Here is a 17,103-nt window from a genome sequence, read left to right as displayed (position 1 = left end):
AAAATCTTATCTATTTTAGCCGAAAAGCCCATCGGCCGGCGCATCTTGCGAAGCGCGGGCCTCAAGACGGCGTAGAGGATGCGAGAAAATTACCGCGCGCATCGCAGTGAGCCGAGGCAAAAATGCGCATGGATCGCGCGAAACCAGATGCCGCGCGGGTGCGTATCAGGATGCCGCCGCGACACGCGACGCATGTGCAGCCAATGCTGCCCGCACGGCCGCTTCGTCGAGGTGATAGTGGCACAGTTCGACGCCATCGCAAACCAGCACCGGCACCAACTCGGTGTAACGCGCTTCGAGCAACGGATCGCTGTCGACGTCGATCACCGCCAGCTGCGCTCCGAACTCGGCCAGCATTGGCTCGAGCGCAGCGCGCATGTCCTCGCACAGATGGCACCACGCGCGCCCATAGAGCGTGAGCAATGCCGTCTTCGTCATTTCTGCGCGCTGCGCGGACGAATCGGCACGAACTGCGTGTTGTCGCCGCGACGAACCAGCAACGCGACCATCTTCTGCGAATCGAGGTGTGAGGTCAGCTCGTCGAACTGTTTCGTGCTCGTCACATCCGTATCGCCAATCCGCAGGATGATGTCGCCCTTTTGGAGCCCGACACGCGCGGCCGGACCGTCGACCGCGTCGATCTGCACGCCGTTCTGAATCTTCAGCGCTTTCTGCTGATCGGCGGGAATGTCGCTGACCGCGATGCCGAGCGCGTTGGTCGCGCGCTGCTGCGGCGCTTGCGGCTTCTTCTGATCCGCCTTCGCGACCTTGTCCGGCTGCATTTCTGCGATCGTGACCGGCAGTTCGCGCGTTTGACCCTTGCGCCAGATCGTGATCGACGTCTTCGTGCCCGGCTTCGTATCGCCGACCATGCGCGGCAGGTCCGTCGCCGTGTCGACCGAATGACCGTTGAACTTCAGGATGATGTCGCCCGGCTGCACGCCGGCCTTATCGGCGGGTCCGCCCGGCTCCACGCTGCTCACAAGCGCGCCCTGCGCCTTCGGCAAACCGAGCGACTCGGCGACGTCCTTCGTCACTTCACCAATCGCCACCGCGATGCGGCCGCGCACCACCTTGCCCGAACTCTTCAGCTGATCGGCCACGCGCATCGCCTCGTCGATCGGAATCGCGAACGAAATGCCCATGAACCCGCCGGTGCGGCTATAGATCTGCGAATTGATGCCGATCACCTCGCCCTGCATGTTGATCAGCGGACCGCCCGAATTGCCCGGATTGACGGCCACATCAGTCTGGATGAACGGCAGGTAGTCGCCGGTGTCGCGTCCCTTCGCGCTGACGATACCGGCAGTCACCGTGTTTTCGAGACCGAACGGCGAACCGATCGCGACGACCCATTCGCCGACGCGCACCTTGTTCGAGTCGCCGATCGTGATGGTCGGCAGGTTCGACGCGTTGATCTTCACGACCGCGACGTCGGTACGGTCGTCGACGCCGATCAGCTTCGCCTTGAATTCGCGCTTGTCGGTCAGCGTCACGTAGATCGTGTCCGCGTCGTCGATGACGTGCGCGTTGGTCATCACGTAGCCGTCCGCCGACAGGATGAAGCCCGAGCCTACCCCGCTGTTCTGTTCGGCGTCCGAGTTGTCCGGTGAATCCGGGCTGCCGCCACTACCGCCGCCGCCGCCGCCGTTATCACCCCCGTGCGGCGATTGCGGTGACTGCGGCAACGGAATCCCGAAGAAGCGCCGGAAGAACTCCGACATGTCGCCGTCGTCCATACCCGGCGGCAGGCCGCCGCGGGAACTACCGTTCGACACGCGCGTTGTCGTGCGAATGTTGACGACCGCCGGGCCAACCTTGTCGACGAGGTCGGTGAAGTCGGGCAGGTTGGCAGCGGGAGCCGCCGATGCCATATGCGGCACAAGCGGCAAACACGCCGCCACCACTACGGCCGCGAGGAATTTGCGCACCGAGAAAGTCGTCATATCGTAGCAAGCCGAGGGATTTCAGGATTCGGAAGGGTTACTTCGGAGCTTTGTATTCTATGGCAGACGCGAACTGCTGCAATGTGGTTTGAGGCACTTCACCGAGCAGGGTAATCCAGAAGTCGCCCTGACGCTTGACCAGTACGTGCGTCGCGCCGCTATCGCCCGTGCCTTCCTTACGCGTATTTTTCTCGACGGGCTCGACGAACACCGAAATCGCTGCGAGGCCGTCGGAAAACACGGCCTGGTCGACCGGGATCGGAGGCTGCCCCGCCTCGCGCGACGCCATCGGACGACGCAACTGGCGGATCATATGGAAGCCCGGTACCGACGGCATGATTCGCCAACCCTGCGCGGCCATGTCGACCGGCTCGACTGGCGGACGCACTACCGTCCAGCCCGTGAGATTGCGGATGCCGTTGACGATGCCCGTCTTGTCGACCGGCACGCCGATGCGGACCTGCGAAAACGACAACTGCTCGAGCACCTGACCGCTCGGGTCGAGCGTCTGCGCGCGCAACAGCAGACCGGTCTTTTTGTCTGCCCACAGCTTGTACGCGAAGCGGTACGCGTCTTTCGGATCGAGTTCCATCACGAGGCTGTCGACGCCCGCGACGCGGTCGTCGTCAAGCATCTTCGGCTCGTAGACGGACAGCACCTGCTCGCCGTTCACCGACAGCAGCGCAGGGAATGAGTCCTTGTTCTGCCGTTTTTCGAAGACCACGATACGCCGCTCCGGCAAGAACGTGTACATGTCGTCGTTGTGACGCAGCATTTTGCGCGGCTTGCCGTCGAGGCTTTCGAGCTGCTCGAACTCGCCGTCCGTACGCGTGGAGTAATGTGCGATGCGCGACGTCTGCACGAAACTGCCGCGCTGATAGACGAACGCGCCCTCGTAGTTCTGCTGCTGGGCGGCCTGATGGATGCGATCGAGCAGTTCCGCGGCCGCGCGACGGGCGACGGCAGGATCGTCTTGTGCGAAGACCCGCGGTGTAGCGGACAACAACACGGCTGCGCAGAACAGAAATGCTGGCAACCGCCCCCAGATAGTCGTTTTATTGAACCGCGGAGTCTGCATCAAACTATTGGCCCCGCGTGGAGACTGAGGCAGCGCGAATCAGCGGCATCGAGCCTGCCATCGCCGGTTGTTGCGCGAATTGCTGATGAGCTTCGAGGTACTGATCGAGGCTCGCGTCGCGAATGATGTTGGAGTCTTGCGCGGGCACCGAGGCCATGGCGACACGCTGCACCGCGTCGCCGTGCGATTGGAGCGAAGCGAGCTGGGCACCCGGACCACCCGGCACGCCCTGCAGCTGCGGCACGACGATCCAGGTCAGCGTAGCGGCCGCGGCAGCGACGGCAAGAGCCGGCACGACTCTGCGGCGCAGCCCGAGCAGGCGGCGCGCGACCGATGCAGACGCGGCGGCGGGCGCCAGCACATGCGGCTCGCTTTCAAGACGCGCGGCAAACCCGCTCAGAAAGGCACTGCTCCGTGCGGGGCCGACTGCCAGATCGTCGGAACGTAGCGCGTCGCCGATCAGGTGGTAGCTCGACCAGGCAGCGCGATCATCGCCGCCCAGTTCCGCAAGAAACTTGTCCAGATTCAGATGCTCTTCGCCGAACAACTCACCGTCGACGAAAGCGGACAGACGCTCGCCGTGCGAGCCTGCTTGCGATTGCATCGAGACCGACCCCATGATGCTCCCCATCTTCCAAATACCCCGTAGTGACACCACTAATCCAGATATTGCACCGCTGCCCCGCCAAGCCAGCCGGACGTTCGAAAACGTCTACCAACGCTTGCCTTCGGGGGTGTCAAGCAACGGTCGCAATTTTGCCGCAATGGCTTCGCGAGCGCGGAAAATTCGTGATCTGACCGTGCCAATCGGGCAACCCATCATCTCGGCGATTTCCTCGTAGCTCAAACCCTCAATTTCTCGGAGAGTAATGGCGGTGCGCAATTCTTCCGGTAAAACCGCCATCGCAGCATTGACCGTCTCAGCGATCTGCTTGCTCATCAACATCGACTCAGGCGTGTTGATATCCCTTAGTTGGTCGGCATCGGAGAAAGTTTCAGCTTCTTCAGCATCCGCTTCGGTTGAGGTCGGCGCGCGCCGGCCCTGGGTTGCAAGGTAGTTCTTCGCGGTATTGACCGCAATCCGGTACAACCACGTATAAAACGCCGACTCGCCGCGAAACTGCGGCAACGCGCGATACGCCTTGATAAAAGCGTCTTGCGCGACGTCTTCGACTTCGGCGGGGTCCCGCACGAGACGCGAGATCAGCCGGAGAATCTTGCGGTGGTATTTGGAGACCAGAAGCTCGAACGCGGCCTTGTCGCCCTTCTGGACGCGCTCGACCAGCACCTGATCAATTTCTTTTTCGCTCACCTGATAAATCCGTTAACTTAACTATAGGGCGCACGGCGGGGGACCATTGTAGCGTCCCCCTGGTGAGGGCACGTTACTACGGTAACAGCGGTTACAGTCGTTACAGTCAGGCGCCGGCCGCACGCCGGCCCAGCACGGAAAGTTCGCGGAAAACAGTGGACGGCAGCGCGTCCGCGGCGAGCAGCAGGGAGCGCCTGCGACCCGACGGTGCGCGCATGAGGCCGCGCCTGCGACCACCCTCGGGATCGAGCTCAAGCACCAGCAAACGGCCGCTCCACTGCGCGCAACCGACCATGCGGCCCCGCGCGAGCAACTCACCCGCGTGGTTCCAGGCGGAAATCTCGCCCATCGCGACATGCAGCGCGATGGCCTGCGCCGCGTCATGCCTCGCCGCGCAGAGCGTGAGCAGTGCTGCGACGGCGAGCGTCAACGGAGCGGCCTGCCAAGCGCCCATTCGCGGCGCGAGACAGGAATAAACGGCTAACGTCGCAATCAGCACGAACGCTCCCACCGCGGCACGCATTGCGATAGAGCGACGCAGCGCGATCCGCTGCGCTGCCCTACCCAACGTTGCCGGTGCGGGGGAAAGCGCCGGCGAAGCCGGCGTCGTGAACCGACGCGTCACCCGAGATCAGGCGATCCGGCGCGCTTGAACACCAGCGTGCCGTTCGTGCCGCCGAACCCGAACGAGTTCTTCAGCGCGACGTCGATCTTCATTTCCCGCGCGGTGTTCGCGCAGTAATCGAGATCACAGGCCGGGTCCTGGTTGAAAATATTGATGGTCGGAGGCGACACCTGGTGATGCACGGCGAGCACCGTGAACACCGACTCCAGACCGCCAGCGCCGCCCAGCAGGTGACCCGTCATCGACTTGGTCGAGTTGACGACCATGTTCTTCGCGTGGTCGCCGAACGCCCGCTTGATGCCGGTCGTTTCCGCCAGATCGCCGAGTGGCGTGGACGTGCCGTGCGCGTTCAGGTAGCTCACCTGATCGCCGTTGATGCCCGCGTTCTTCAGCGCTGCGAGCATGCAGCGGCGTGCGCCGTCACCGTCTTCGAGCGGCGCCGTCATGTGATACGCATCGCCGCTCATGCCGTAGCCGCCGATTTCCGCGTAGATCTTCGCGCCACGCGCCTTCGCGTGCTCGTATTCTTCGAGCACCATTACGCCGGCGCCTTCGCCCAGCACGAAGCCGTCGCGGTCCATGTCCCACGGACGGCTCGCGGTAGCCGGATCGTCATTGCGTTGCGACAGCGCGCGCGCCGCCGCAAAGCCGCCGATACCGAGCGGCGACACGGTCGATTCCGCGCCGCCCGCGATCATCACGTCGGCGTCGCCATATTCGATCAGGCGCGAAGCCTCGCCGATGCAGTGCAGACCGGTCGTACACGCGGTAACGATCGACAGATTCGGACCCTTGATGCCGAACTTGATCGACAGGTGGCCGGAGATCATGTTGATGATCGAAGCCGGCACGAAGAATGGCGAAATGCGACGCGGGCCGCGATTGAGCAATTCGGTTTGGGTGATTTCGATCATCGGCAGACCGCCGATGCCCGAACCGACCACCACGCCAATGCGCTCCGAATTCTCCTCGGTGACTTCGAGGCCGCTGTCCCGCATCGCCTGGATGCCCGCAGCCACGCCGTAATGGATGAACGTATCCATGTGGCGCGCTTCCTTACCGGGGATGTAGTCCTCGATATTGAAGCCCTTCACCTCGCCGGCGAAACGAGTCGAGAAGTTCGACGCATCGAACTTCGTGATATTGGCAATCCCAGACTTGCCGGCGACCAGATTGGCCCAGCCATCGGCAACATTATTGCCAACAGGCGAAATCAGCCCCAGGCCTGTAACAACAACACGACGGCGGCTCACGGTAACCCCTTTTTCATAGATGACAAAAAGCAAAAGCCACAGCGGCCACAGGAATCGCCCTGTGTGCCCTGTGGCTGTTTAAGTCGGCAATCGCGCGGAAAGTTGCGCTGTCAACATCGCTGGCTCCTGCGTGGCAAGCGGCGCGACGTATGGTGTGCCAATGGACACGCCCGATAGCGTCGACCCTGCTGGCGCCGGCAAGCGGCACGGCAGGGCGTCATGCGCGGCCCGTGCAGAAACGCAGGCGCGAATGACCTTAGGCCTTGACGTTTGCGCGAGCGTAGTCGATCGCTTGCTGAACGGTGGTGATCTTCTCGGCTTCTTCATCTGGAATTTCCATGCCGAATTCGTCTTCGAGGGCCATCACGAGTTCAACGGTGTCGAGCGAGTCGGCGCCGAGATCGTTCACGAACGACGCTTCGTTCTTGATTTCCGCTTCCGCAACGCCCAGTTGTTCCGCGACGATCTTCTTGACGCGCTGTTCGATATTGTCCATTACCCCTCCAAGGGAAAAGAAGTTCAAAAATACAGGTGCGCGCATTTTATCAGGTTTGACCCGGCAAAAAAGCGGCGCATCGGGTTCCTGTCAACGCATGCGCCTCGTGCTTTCCGCAAACGCATCAAGGCGCGGATAGTAACCGAAATTGGTTACTGCATATACATGCCGCCGTTCACGTGCAGCGTCGTGCCGGTGATGTAGCCCGCTTGCGGCGACGCGAGGAACGCGACCGCGTGCGCGATGTCTTCCGGGCTGCCTAGACGGCCGAGCGGAATCTGCGTTTTCAGCGCGGTCTGCTGCTCTTCGGGCAGCGCCTTCGTCATGTCGGTATCGATGAAACCAGGTGCCACGCAATTGACCGTGATGCCGCGGCTGCCGATCTCGCGCGCGAGTGCGCGCGTCATGCCCGCGACGCCCGCCTTCGCGGCCGCGTAGTTGATCTGCCCCGGGTTGCCGGCCGAGCCGACCACCGACGTGATATTGATGATCCGACCGCCCTTCGCTTTCATCATCGGGCGCAGCACCGCACGCGACAGACGGAACACCGACTTCAGGTTGGTGTCGACCACGGCGTCCCAGTCGTCGTCCTTCATGCGCATCGCCAGTTGATCCTGCGTGATGCCGGCGTTGTTCACCAGCACGTTCAGCGCGCCGAATTCCTTGACGGTGCCGTCGATCAGCGCTTCGGCCGCGGCCGCGTCGTTGACGTCGAGCACCGCGCCGCGGCCGTTCACGCCCGCCGCCTTGAACGCTTCGGTGATCGCTGTCGCGCCGCTTTCGCTCGTCGCGGTGCCGATCACCGTCGCGCCCTGACGCGCGAGTTCCATCGCGATCGCACGGCCGATGCCGCGCGATGCGCCCGTCACGATTGCGATCTGCTTGTCGAGAGTCTTTTCCATCTGTCAGTCCGGATGCCCTTCAAATAGGGCTCATTGATTCTTGTTGATTCGTCTGTCGAGCAATGCCGCGCCAGCGCGGCATTGCTCTGTCGATACCCGTTCGCGAATGCGCGCTCAGTCTGCCGTCACGAGCTTCAGCGTTTCTTCGAGCGACGCCGGATCGAACACCGACGCGCCGACGAGATCGCCGTCGATGCGCCTCGTCAAACCCGCAAGGACCTTGCCCGGGCCGCATTCGATCACGTGCGTGACGCCCTGCGCTGCCATTGCCTGTACGCATTCGACCCAGCGCACCGCACCAGCCGCCTGGCGCACGAGCGCGTCCTTGATTTTGGCCGGCTCGTTGACCACGGCGACGTCGACGTTGTTGATGACGGGAATCGACGGCACCTGCACGTCGATGCTCGCGAGGTATTCGCGCAATTGGTCCGACGCCGGCTTGAGCAGCGACGAGTGGAACGGCGCCGACACCGGCAGCGGTAGCGCGCGCTTCGCGCCCTTCGCCTTCGCGACTTCGCAGGCTTTCTCGACCGCGGCTTTGTGGCCCGCGATCACGACTTGCGCCGGCGCATTGAAATTGACCGCTTCGACGACGCCCGCCGCCGACGCTTCCGCGCAGACCGCGCGCACCGTGTCGTCGTCGAGGCCGAGAATCGCGGCCATGCCGCCTTCGCCCACCGGTACCGCGGTTTGCATCGCCTGCGCACGGAAACGCACGAGCGGCACCGCGTCGCGGAACGCAAGCGCGCCGGCCGCGACGAGCGCCGTGTATTCGCCAAGGCTATGGCCGGCGACGAGCGCCGGCGCCGGGCCGCCCGCCTGCTGCCACGCGCGATAGATAGCGTAGGCCGCGGTCAGCATGACCGGCTGGGTATTGGTGGTGAGATTGAGATCTTCGGCGGGGCCTTCGGCGATCAGCTTGCCGAGGTCCTGGTTGAGTGCGTCGGAGGCTTCCTGAACCGTCTCACGCACGATCGCGTAATCGGCGAATGCGTTGAGCATGCCGACCGCCTGCGAACCCTGCCCAGGAAAAACGAACGCGAATTTCATATCGTCCCCAAAATCTGTTTAATCGGATGTGGCGGCCGGCCACGGCTGCCAGATGGCGCGCGGTGTTATTCCGGCCGCACGGGCGCCGCCAGCGACGCCCCGGAATGCGTCGTCCCGCTCAGTAGCGGATGACCGACGCGCCCCACGTGAAGCCGCCGCCGACGCCTTCGATCAGCACGTTATGGCCGCGCTTGATGCGGCCGTCGCGCACCGCGACGTCGAGTGCAAGCGGAATGGACGCCGCCGACGTATTGCCGTGCTCGCCCACCGTGACGACCATGCGCTCCTGCGGCAGGCCGAGCTTGCGGCAGGTGCTTTGCATGATGCGGATGTTGGCCTGATGCGGAATCAGCCAGTCGATCTGCTCGGGCTTCAGATCGGCTTTTTCCAATGCTTCGATCGCGACCTTCTCGAGCACGTTGACGGCAAGCTTGAACACCGCCTGACCGTCCATGTGCAGGAAGGCGCTGCCGGCGACCACGCCGCCATTCACGTTGCCCGGCGTGCACAGAATGTTCGAATGGCTGCCGTCCGCGTGCAGCGCGCTCGAAAGCACGCCCGGTGCGTCGGACGCCTGCAGGATCACTGCGCCGGCGCCGTCGCCGAACAGCACGCAGGTGGTGCGGTCGTTGAAATCGAGAATGCGCGAGAAAGTTTCCGCGCCGACCACGAGCGCCGTGCGATGCTGGCCGCTGCGAATCAGGGCGTCCACCGTCGCCACCGCATAGGCGAAGCCGGAGCAGACCGCCTGTATGTCGAACGCGGCACCGTGATTCTTGATCCTGAGCTTGTTCTGCAGCAGGCAGGCGGTGCTCGGGAACACGAAGTCCGGCGTGGAGGTGGCGACGACGATCAGGTCGATGGACTGCGGATCGATGTCCGCCGCTTCGATCGCTCGCTGCGAGGCGATCAACGCGAGGTCGCTGGTCGTGACGTCCGGCTCGGCGAAGTGACGCGCATGGATGCCCGTGCGCGCGACGATCCATTCGTCGCTCGTTTCAACGCCTTGCCTGGCGAGACGCTCAGCCAGATCCTGATTGGTGACGCGGTTGGGCGGCAGACAGCTGCCGGTGCCCAGCACGCGGGAGTAGATTGTGGATTGAGCCATTATGCCTTCGAGGATTGCGCAGCGTAGGGCTCGGCCGGCTGGCCTGCGATCGGGCTTGCGTGACCCGCACCGCTTGCGTCGCGCGCCGCCTGTTCGAGAGAACTCGCGTTCTCTTCCATCGCTCGCGCAAGGCGCTCCAGCACGCCGTTTTTGACGGCATCATACCCGCGTTTGATAGCCCACTCAAACGCGTAGGCATCGGCTGAACCGTGGCTTTTGATCACGAGACCGCGCAAGCCGAGCAGCGCGGCGCCGTTATATTGCCGATGATCGACGCGTTTCTTGAAGCGCATCAATACCGGCAGCGCGAGCACCGCCATCACCTTGGTCAGCCACGAACGGCCGAACTCTTCCTTGATGATGTTGGACAGCATCTGCGCGAGACCTTCCGACGTCTTCAGCGCGACATTGCCGACAAAGCCATCGCAGACGATCACGTCGACGGTGCCCTTGTAGATGTCGTCGCCTTCGACATTGCCATGAAAGTTGAGTGTACTCGCACGCAGCAGTTCGCCGGCGCGCTTGATGATGTCGTTGCCCTTGATGACTTCTTCGCCGATGTTGAGCAGGCCGATGGTGGGCCGCTCCTTTCCTTCGAGCGCGGACACGAGCGCGTGCCCCATCTCGGCGAACTGCAGCAGATGCTGCGGCTCGCAGTCGACGTTGGCGCCCAGGTCGAGCATCATCGTATAGCCGGTGGGATTAGGCAGTGCAAACGCGATGGCCGGGCGTTCGATGCCCGACAGCGTTTTCAGCACATAGCGCGAGACCGCCATCAACGCGCCGGTATTGCCGGCGGAAATGCAGGCTTGCGCCTCGCCTTCCTTGACGCGGTTCAGCGCCACGCGCATCGACGAATCTTTTTTCTTGCGCAGCGCGACCTCGACCGGGTCGTCCATCGCGACGACCTCGGTAGCAGGTACGACGGTCAGCGCCGGCAGATCCTGAGCCTTGAGCTTCTTCAGCTGCGCACGAATCGCACTTTCAATGCCGACGAGCAGCAATTGCGCGTCGGGATGCGAACGAACGAAGTTGACGGCAGCGGGAACGGTCACGGACGGGCCGTGGTCGCCTCCCATGCAATCTATCGTGAGCTTTACTGTCATGGAGTGCGACGAATTTCAGACACAAAAAAGCGGCAGTTGAATGCCGCCTTTTTGCCGAACCGGGAAAATGTCAAGCGAGCCGATCGCTACACGAAACGCCACAGGGCGCATCGCAGTCAACGATTAGTCGTTCTTCGTCTTGACGACTTTCTTGCCGCGATAGTAGCCGTTCGGGCTAATGTGGTGACGTAGATGCACTTCGCCCGTGCTCGGCTCGACGGCCATCGGCGCTGCCGTCAGGAAATCGTGCGAACGGTGCATGCCGCGCTTCGACGGCGACTTCTTGTTTTGTTGAACTGCCATGACTAAAACTCCAAAAAATTTTCCGAATTCTAACACAGCCCGACACGGACTTAACCACTGGCCGAATGGCCAATGCGCCCGCATCGCGCCCCCTGCAACTGTTTAGCGCTTCTTGCCGCCCGGTTCGTCGCGTTTCAGACTTTCGAGCGCCGCGAACGGATTGCGCCGCTCGCTGGACTGGTCCGGCTTGCTGGCATCGCCAGCTTCTTCCTTCGCGGCTTCGTCGCCCTCGCCTTCGCTACCGTCCGTGCCCGAGACAAGGCTCTCGTGCACTTCGGGACAGACCTCGTGTTTGGGCACGAGCGGCAAGGAAAGCAGCAACTCTTCTTCGATCAAGTCGATGAGATCGAACTGGCGCGAGCCGACGACCACCTCGACTTCATCCTCGTCCAGCGGAAACTCTTCGGCTTCCGCCTCCGTATTGACGATCCGGTAAGTTGCATCGACGTTGAACGCCTGCGAATACGCCGTCAAGCACCGCTGGCATTCGAGCCACGCGGCACCGTGAATCGCCAGCCGCAGATAAGGCTGGGAACCTTCGGTGCCATCGTCCTGCAACTCCGGCTGCATCGTCCCTTCGGCCTGCCATGTGAATGCGGTGTCGCGATCTGGCGCTTCCGCCGGGACTTCGTTTAACATGCGCGGCAGTTGCGAGACGCGCACGACACCCGCGGCCTGACGCCCGCTCCGCGCAAATTCGAACAGATCGAGTTCATGCGGGTCGGACAGACCTGCAGGTTTGCCAGGATGTTGAGTCATGTGCGCTCCTGCGTCGGCAAGCATGTTGCCGGGGTGATTCGCGAAGGATGATCAGATCCGCCGCGACGATAATCCGGTGTGCGGGGCAGCCAGTGGGGCCCGCGGCCGTTGCGTTCACCCTGCCGGGCTTTCTTCAACCTTCCGACTGCCGAAAGTGCCGAAAGCCGCTGAACGCGCCGAGACCCTTCAAGTGCAAGCATACCGTGAAAAGCCCGAAATCATATCCGTTTTGTCTTTTCGAGTCAAACACTTAAGCCCGTACGTACGGGAGCCTCGCGCGACCCCGTACGACCCGCCGCTCCCGTTGCCCGCAAACTATGCCTGAATCCTCCAAACGCCCGCCACGCCTGATTCTGGCGTCGAGTTCGCGGTATCGCCGCGAGTTGCTCGAACGCCTGCGCGTGCCGTTCGACGTCGTCGTGCCTGCGATCGACGAAACCCCGCTCGCCGCCGAAACGCCCGAAGCCACTGCGCTGCGCCTCGCCGAAGCCAAAGCGCGTGCGGTCGCCCAAGGCCTCGCCGCCGACGAACACGCGTTCGTGATCGGCTCCGACCAGGTCGCCACCTACGACGGCCTGCAGATCGGCAAACCCGGCACGCACGACAGGGCGCTCGCGCAATTGCAGGCGATGCGCGGCCGCGACGTGTTGTTCCACAGCGCGCTGTGTCTGTTCGACAGCGCGACGGACAGCGCGCAAACGATCGACGTGATCACCCGCGTGCGCTTTCGCGATCTGCCGGACGCGGCGCTCGACGCCTACCTGCACGCTGAAACACCGTACGACGTGGCCGGCAGCGCCAAATCCGAAGGGCTTGGCATCGCGCTGCTGGAGGCCATCCATTCCGACGACCCGACCGCGCTCGTCGGCCTGCCGCTTATCGCGCTGTCGCACATGCTGCTCGCGGCCAACTACCCGCTTTTGGGGGCCCGATGACCGGTACGCTCTATCTCATTCCCAACACGCTCGGCGAAGGCGACGCAAGCGCGCTCGATCTGGTACTGCCCGCGCCCGTACGCGCCCGCGCGGCGTTGCTGCACTATTACATTGGCGAAAACGCCAAAACCACGCGCGCGTTCCTGAAGAAAGTCGGCCCCGATCGGCCGATTCAAGAAATCGAGATTCGCGAACTGAACGTCAATACGCCGGCCGGCGAAATCGACAAGCTGCTCGCGCCGCTGCTGTCGGGCACCGATGCGGGCCTCGTCTCGGAGGCTGGCTGCCCGGCAGTCGCGGACCCGGGCGCGCTGCTGGTGCGACGCGCGCACGAGCGCGGCGTAAAGGTCGTGCCGCTGGTCGGGCCGAGTTCGATTCTGCTCGCGCTGATGGCATCGGGGCTGAACGGCCAAAGCTTCGCGTTTCACGGCTACCTGCCCGTCGACGCCACCGAGCGCGCCAAACGTCTGCGCGATCTCGAGCAGCAGTCGCGCAAGAGCAAGCAAACGCAGATCTTCATTGAAACGCCGTACCGGAATCGCGCGCTGCTCGATACCTTGCTCGCGACCTGCGCGCCGTCGACGCTGGTCTGCGTGGCGGTCGATCTGACGCTGCCGAGCGAACTGATCGCAAGCCGGAGCGTCGCCGACTGGAAAAAGAAGGCGGAGATCGACCTGCATAAGCGGCCGGCGATTTTTCTGATTCTGGCGGCCTGAACGTAGACACCGGCCAGGCAACCGAGGGCGACCAGGCCCGAAACTCACAACGCAAAGTCCGCGCGATCGGCCAAAACCGACCGCGCGGGCGTCTTTTTAAAACTGTGGATTCAACGCAGATTCATTTTCGCGCCGAGCGCCATCGCCCGAACCGCGCCGGCGCCGATGGCCGCGCCGAATTTGCGGGCAACGCGATCCGCAATGCTCTCTTTCACCGTGTAATCGACGATATCCGGCGCCTTGAAGATCTCACGCGCGACGTAATCTGCATCGCCAAAACCGTCCGCGAGTCCAAGTTCGACGCTCTTCTGCCCCGTCCAGAATAGACCCGAGAACATGTCCGATGTCTCATGCAGACGCTTGCCGCGCCCTTGACGCACCGCGTCGATGAACTGCGCGTGGATCTGATCGAGCATAACCTGCGCATGTTCGTCCATCTTCGGCGTTTCGGGCGAAAACGGATCAAAAAAGCCTTTGTTCTCACCCGATGTGTGCAGTCGGCGCTGAATCCCCAACTTGTCCATCAGGCCGGTGAAACCAAAGCCGTCCATCAGCACGCCGATCGAACCGACGATACTCGCCTTGTCGACATAGATCTTCTCCGCCGCCGCGGCCGCGTAGTAGCCGCCGGACGCGCACATGTCGCCGACCACGACATACAGCGGAATAGACGGATATTTGCCGCGCAATCGCCGAATTTCGCTGTTGATAATGCCCGCTTGCACTGGACTGCCGCCCGGGCTGTTGCAATAAAGAATCACGCCGGCTGTATCGGAATCCTCAAACGCGGAATCGAGTGCACTGTTGATATCTTGGGCGTTCGCACTCGTATCGGTCGCGATCTCGCCATCAAGCGAAACCATTGCCGTATGACGGCCAGTCGTGGCGACCCGCTCGCCCGAGAAGTTCAGCGCACCCCATACCGCCAGTGCGAGCACTACGAGGAACAGGAAGCGGAAGAAAATCCGCCAACGTCGCGAGGCGCGTTGCTCGTTGATCGCGGCCAGCGCGATGCGCTCGAGCGCGGCCCTTTCCCAGCCGGGCTGGTCGGCGGGTGCACGGGAGCCGCCTCCCGAGGCAGGGTCTTTTTCGGGGGTCAAGTTGTCGGACATGCGGACAGTGGAAAATTGGAAGAGGAAATCAGCGCGTAACCGGCAGCAAATCGCCGTCAGGCAGCCAGAATACCGCACGGCCCTCGAGCGTGTCGCGTTCCTCGACCTGCACGGGACGCAATCTGCCCCCGCGACACGGACCACCGACGCATTTGCCAGTATCCGGCGCGTAAATCGCGCCATGTGTCGCGCACATCAAGTATAAGCCGGACGATTCGAAGAACTGCCCTTCCTGCCAGTCGAGCTCCATCGGCACATGAGCGCAACGGTTCAAATAGCCGTAGGCGCAGCCATCATAGCGGACGAAAAACACCACGGCATCCTGCCCGCCGAGCCGCGCGTCGCGCCGGATGCCGTCGCCACCGTCGACCAGCTCGTCGGCCGCGCAAATGCGCACTGCCTGCGCAGCCGCGGCAGTAGCAGTATCCACGCCGTCGGCGCTCATGCGTTCTCCCGCAGCCAACCGGACAGATCGCTGATGCTCGACGCCACGAACTTCGGTGACATCGCATTCAGCGAATTCGCCGGATGCGCGCCATAAGTCACGCCAATGCCCGCCACGCCGGCGTTGAGCGCCATCTGCAGATCGTGTGTCGTATCGCCGACCATGACCGTGCGCGCCGTATCCTGCCCCAATTCGCGGGTGAGCTCGTGCAGCATGGCCGGATGCGGTTTCGAGAAGGTTTCGTCAGCGCAGCGCGTGCCGTCGAACAGGCTCGTCAGGCGCGCCTGGTCAAGCGCGCGATTGAGCCCGACGCGGCTCTTGCCGGTCGCGACCGCGAGCAGATAGCCGACGTCGCGCAACTCCTGGAGCATCTCGCGCACGCCGGGGAACAGCTCCGTAGTCTGGTCTTTTACAAGAAAATGAAAGCGGTAACGCTCAGAAAGCCGCGGGTAGTCGGCCGGATCGAGCGTCGGCGCGGCAATCTGCAGCGCGTCGCGCAGGCCGAGGCCGATGACGTAGCTCGCGGCTTCGTCCGCGGGAACCGGCAGGCGGAGATCGCGGCACGCCGCCTGGATGCTGCGCGTGATATGCGCGGTGGAATCCATCAGCGTGCCATCCCAGTCAAACACGATCAGATCGAATTGCTCTCTAGCCATGCAAGGTCGTCTCCGGGTTGAACCCAGTGCGTAGTTCGTTGAGTTGTTCTATAAAGCCGCGGCAGTCGGCAGGCAGCGGTGCCTCCAGCTGCAGCGGCGCGCCCGTCGCCGGATGCGTGAGCTTGAGCCGGTAAGCGTGCAGAAACATCCGCTTGATGCCGGGCTTCGCGTTGGCGCGCGCAAGCGCCTTGTTCAGCGCGAAATCGCCATATTTGGCGTCACCGACGATCGGTAGTGCCAGATGCTGCAGATGCACGCGAATCTGGTGCGTACGCCCCGTCTTCAGTTCCGCCTCAAGCAGCGCATATTCCGGCCAGCGCTCGACCAGATTGAAGATCGTGTGCGAAGCGAGGCCATCGGCCTGCACGCGCACGCGGCGCTCGCCGTCGGCGGTCAGGTACTTGTGAAGTGGCTCCTTTACCGCGCGGCGGCGACCCCAGTCGCTCGCCCATTCGCCGTGCACGCACGCGTAGTAGCGCTTGTCCATCCGGTTATCGCGAATCTGCTCGTGCAGATTGACGAGCGCCGCGCGCTTCTTCGCGAGCATCAGGATGCCCGAGGTCTCTCGATCCAGTCGATGCACGAGTTCCAGGAATTTCGCCTGCGGCCGCGCCTCGCGCATCTGCTCGATCACACCGAACGCGACACCGCTGCCCCCGTGGACCGCAACGCCGGCCGGCTTGTCGATCACGAGCAGATGCTCGTCTTCGAACAGGATGTGAAAGCGCGGCGCGGGCACGGGCACGCGGGCTGCGGCCTGATTCGGCTGCGCGACGCGGATCGGCGGCACACGCACCAGATCGCCCAGTTCGAGCCGGTACTGCGCGTCGATCCGGCCCTTGTTCACGCGCACTTCACCGCTGCGCAGGATGCGATAAATATGGCTTTTCGGCACGCCCTTGCAGACGCGCAGCAGGAAATTGTCGATGCGCTGACCAGCCGAGCGGTCGTCGATTTCGATCAGCGAAACCTGGTCGCTTGAAACCGAGTCTTCGACCGCGCCTGCAACCGATCTCTGGGATGTTTTGCCTAACTCTTTCATTCTGAATATAATTTGCCCAGCAGTCCGCGACGGCCGGCGCAGTGTCCGGAATGCGGCGGATTGCGCGAGCGCAAGCGATAAACCGTTATATTTACTTGCGCCGGGGTCTGGTTGCTCGCCCTGAAAATGAGATGCAACAAGTTGCACGCACGAAGTCAGCTTCCGGCAGGGACGGCGCCCGCAGGCGCGTTCGGTCAAGGTCGGCTTCGACGGTAACGGAATTTTGGTAAAAAAGAATTTAGCTTTCAGCTTCGTGATC

20 protein-coding genes are annotated in these 17,103 nt (G+C 63.0%); 2 read left to right on the top strand and 18 right to left on the bottom strand.

Features of this window, described 5'->3' with window-relative positions:
* Positions 1-165: 165 nt before the first annotated feature.
* The 14 genes from OKW39_RS17485 to OKW39_RS17420 all read right to left on the bottom strand — a co-directional run bounded on the left by OKW39_RS17485 (position 166) and on the right by OKW39_RS17420 (position 11,938).
* Positions 166-438, bottom strand: a complete 273-nt coding sequence (locus OKW39_RS17485) for a glutaredoxin family protein (protein ID WP_090801165.1) — start codon at positions 436-438, stop codon at positions 166-168.
* The gene (locus OKW39_RS17480) at positions 435-1,946 is read right to left on the bottom strand and encodes a DegQ family serine endoprotease (RefSeq protein ID WP_184061410.1); all 1,512 of its coding nucleotides are present in this window, start codon (positions 1,944-1,946) and stop codon (positions 435-437) included. The genes OKW39_RS17485 and OKW39_RS17480 overlap by 4 nt, the downstream gene beginning before the upstream one ends.
* Positions 1,947-1,983: 37 nt before the next feature.
* A complete protein-coding gene (locus OKW39_RS17475; RefSeq protein ID WP_429563116.1) occupies positions 1,984-3,024 on the bottom strand; it encodes a MucB/RseB C-terminal domain-containing protein in 1,041 nt (346 codons plus the stop codon).
* Positions 3,025-3,028: 4 nt separating this feature from the next.
* Complete coding sequence (locus OKW39_RS17470; RefSeq protein WP_429563115.1) at positions 3,029-3,643, bottom strand: sigma-E factor negative regulatory protein; 615 nt, start codon at positions 3,641-3,643, stop codon at positions 3,029-3,031.
* 93 nt (positions 3,644-3,736) lie between these two features.
* The gene (rpoE, locus tag OKW39_RS17465) at positions 3,737-4,336 is read right to left on the bottom strand and encodes an RNA polymerase sigma factor RpoE (protein WP_006051939.1); all 600 of its coding nucleotides are present in this window, start codon (positions 4,334-4,336) and stop codon (positions 3,737-3,739) included.
* 106 nt (positions 4,337-4,442) lie between these two features.
* A complete protein-coding gene (locus tag OKW39_RS17460; protein WP_429563114.1) occupies positions 4,443-4,835 on the bottom strand; it encodes a hypothetical protein in 393 nt (130 codons plus the stop codon).
* Positions 4,836-4,957: 122 nt separating this feature from the next.
* Positions 4,958-6,214 (bottom strand): beta-ketoacyl-ACP synthase II, encoded by a 1,257-nt coding sequence (gene fabF / locus OKW39_RS17455; protein ID WP_090801172.1) that lies wholly within the window; start codon positions 6,212-6,214, stop codon positions 4,958-4,960.
* A 256-nt stretch (positions 6,215-6,470) separates the two neighbouring features.
* Complete coding sequence (gene acpP / locus OKW39_RS17450; RefSeq protein ID WP_004197638.1) at positions 6,471-6,710, bottom strand: acyl carrier protein; 240 nt, start codon at positions 6,708-6,710, stop codon at positions 6,471-6,473.
* 152 nt (positions 6,711-6,862) lie between these two features.
* Positions 6,863-7,612, bottom strand: coding sequence for a 3-oxoacyl-ACP reductase FabG (gene fabG / locus OKW39_RS17445; RefSeq protein WP_090801174.1), 750 nt, complete (start codon positions 7,610-7,612; stop codon positions 6,863-6,865).
* A gap of 114 nt (positions 7,613-7,726) precedes the next feature.
* The gene (gene fabD, locus OKW39_RS17440) at positions 7,727-8,662 is read right to left on the bottom strand and encodes an ACP S-malonyltransferase (protein ID WP_429335077.1); all 936 of its coding nucleotides are present in this window, start codon (positions 8,660-8,662) and stop codon (positions 7,727-7,729) included.
* Between the two features lie 118 nt (positions 8,663-8,780).
* Entirely contained in the window at positions 8,781-9,770 is a 990-nt protein-coding gene (locus tag OKW39_RS17435) for a beta-ketoacyl-ACP synthase III (protein WP_184028002.1), read from the bottom strand.
* The gene (gene plsX / locus OKW39_RS17430) at positions 9,770-10,876 is read right to left on the bottom strand and encodes a phosphate acyltransferase PlsX (protein WP_090801179.1); all 1,107 of its coding nucleotides are present in this window, start codon (positions 10,874-10,876) and stop codon (positions 9,770-9,772) included. The genes OKW39_RS17435 and plsX overlap by 1 nt, the downstream gene beginning before the upstream one ends.
* A gap of 123 nt (positions 10,877-10,999) precedes the next feature.
* Positions 11,000-11,179: a 50S ribosomal protein L32 gene (gene rpmF / locus OKW39_RS17425; protein ID WP_027198353.1), complete on the bottom strand. Its 180-nt coding sequence runs from the start codon at positions 11,177-11,179 to the stop codon at positions 11,000-11,002.
* 102 nt (positions 11,180-11,281) lie between these two features.
* Positions 11,282-11,938, bottom strand: coding sequence for a DUF177 domain-containing protein (locus OKW39_RS17420; RefSeq protein WP_429563113.1), 657 nt, complete (start codon positions 11,936-11,938; stop codon positions 11,282-11,284).
* A gap of 317 nt (positions 11,939-12,255) precedes the next feature.
* On the opposite strand from OKW39_RS17420, the gene OKW39_RS17415 reads away from it, so the two are divergent.
* Both OKW39_RS17415 and OKW39_RS17410 read left to right on the top strand, forming a co-directional pair.
* Complete coding sequence (locus OKW39_RS17415; RefSeq protein ID WP_429335079.1) at positions 12,256-12,873, top strand: Maf-like protein; 618 nt, start codon at positions 12,256-12,258, stop codon at positions 12,871-12,873.
* Positions 12,870-13,589, top strand: coding sequence for an SAM-dependent methyltransferase (locus OKW39_RS17410; RefSeq protein WP_429335080.1), 720 nt, complete (start codon positions 12,870-12,872; stop codon positions 13,587-13,589). Before OKW39_RS17415 ends, OKW39_RS17410 begins: the two co-directional genes overlap by 4 nt.
* A gap of 110 nt (positions 13,590-13,699) precedes the next feature.
* Here the strand turns inward: OKW39_RS17410 and OKW39_RS17405 are convergent, their stop codons facing one another.
* The 4 genes from OKW39_RS17405 to OKW39_RS17390 are packed head-to-tail and all read right to left on the bottom strand — an operon-like array spanning position 13,700 to position 16,844.
* On the bottom strand, positions 13,700-14,701 hold the full coding sequence (locus OKW39_RS17405; protein ID WP_429563112.1) for a S49 family peptidase: 1,002 nt from the start codon (positions 14,699-14,701) through the stop codon (positions 13,700-13,702).
* A gap of 28 nt (positions 14,702-14,729) precedes the next feature.
* On the bottom strand, positions 14,730-15,146 hold the full coding sequence (locus OKW39_RS17400) for a Rieske (2Fe-2S) protein (RefSeq protein WP_184071593.1): 417 nt from the start codon (positions 15,144-15,146) through the stop codon (positions 14,730-14,732).
* On the bottom strand, positions 15,143-15,802 hold the full coding sequence (locus OKW39_RS17395) for an HAD-IA family hydrolase (protein WP_090801188.1): 660 nt from the start codon (positions 15,800-15,802) through the stop codon (positions 15,143-15,145). Before OKW39_RS17395 ends, OKW39_RS17400 begins: the two co-directional genes overlap by 4 nt.
* Positions 15,795-16,844 (bottom strand): RluA family pseudouridine synthase, encoded by a 1,050-nt coding sequence (locus OKW39_RS17390; protein WP_090801189.1) that lies wholly within the window; start codon positions 16,842-16,844, stop codon positions 15,795-15,797. Before OKW39_RS17390 ends, OKW39_RS17395 begins: the two co-directional genes overlap by 8 nt.
* Positions 16,845-17,103: the final 259 nt, after the last annotated feature.

Source organism: Paraburkholderia sp. MM6662-R1 (assembly GCF_050436245.1).
In the GTDB taxonomy this organism is placed as follows: Bacteria; Pseudomonadota; Gammaproteobacteria; order Burkholderiales; family Burkholderiaceae; genus Paraburkholderia; species Paraburkholderia tuberum.
Note: the sequence above shows the minus strand (reverse complement) of the source record. Positions and strands in the feature narration are given on the sequence as shown.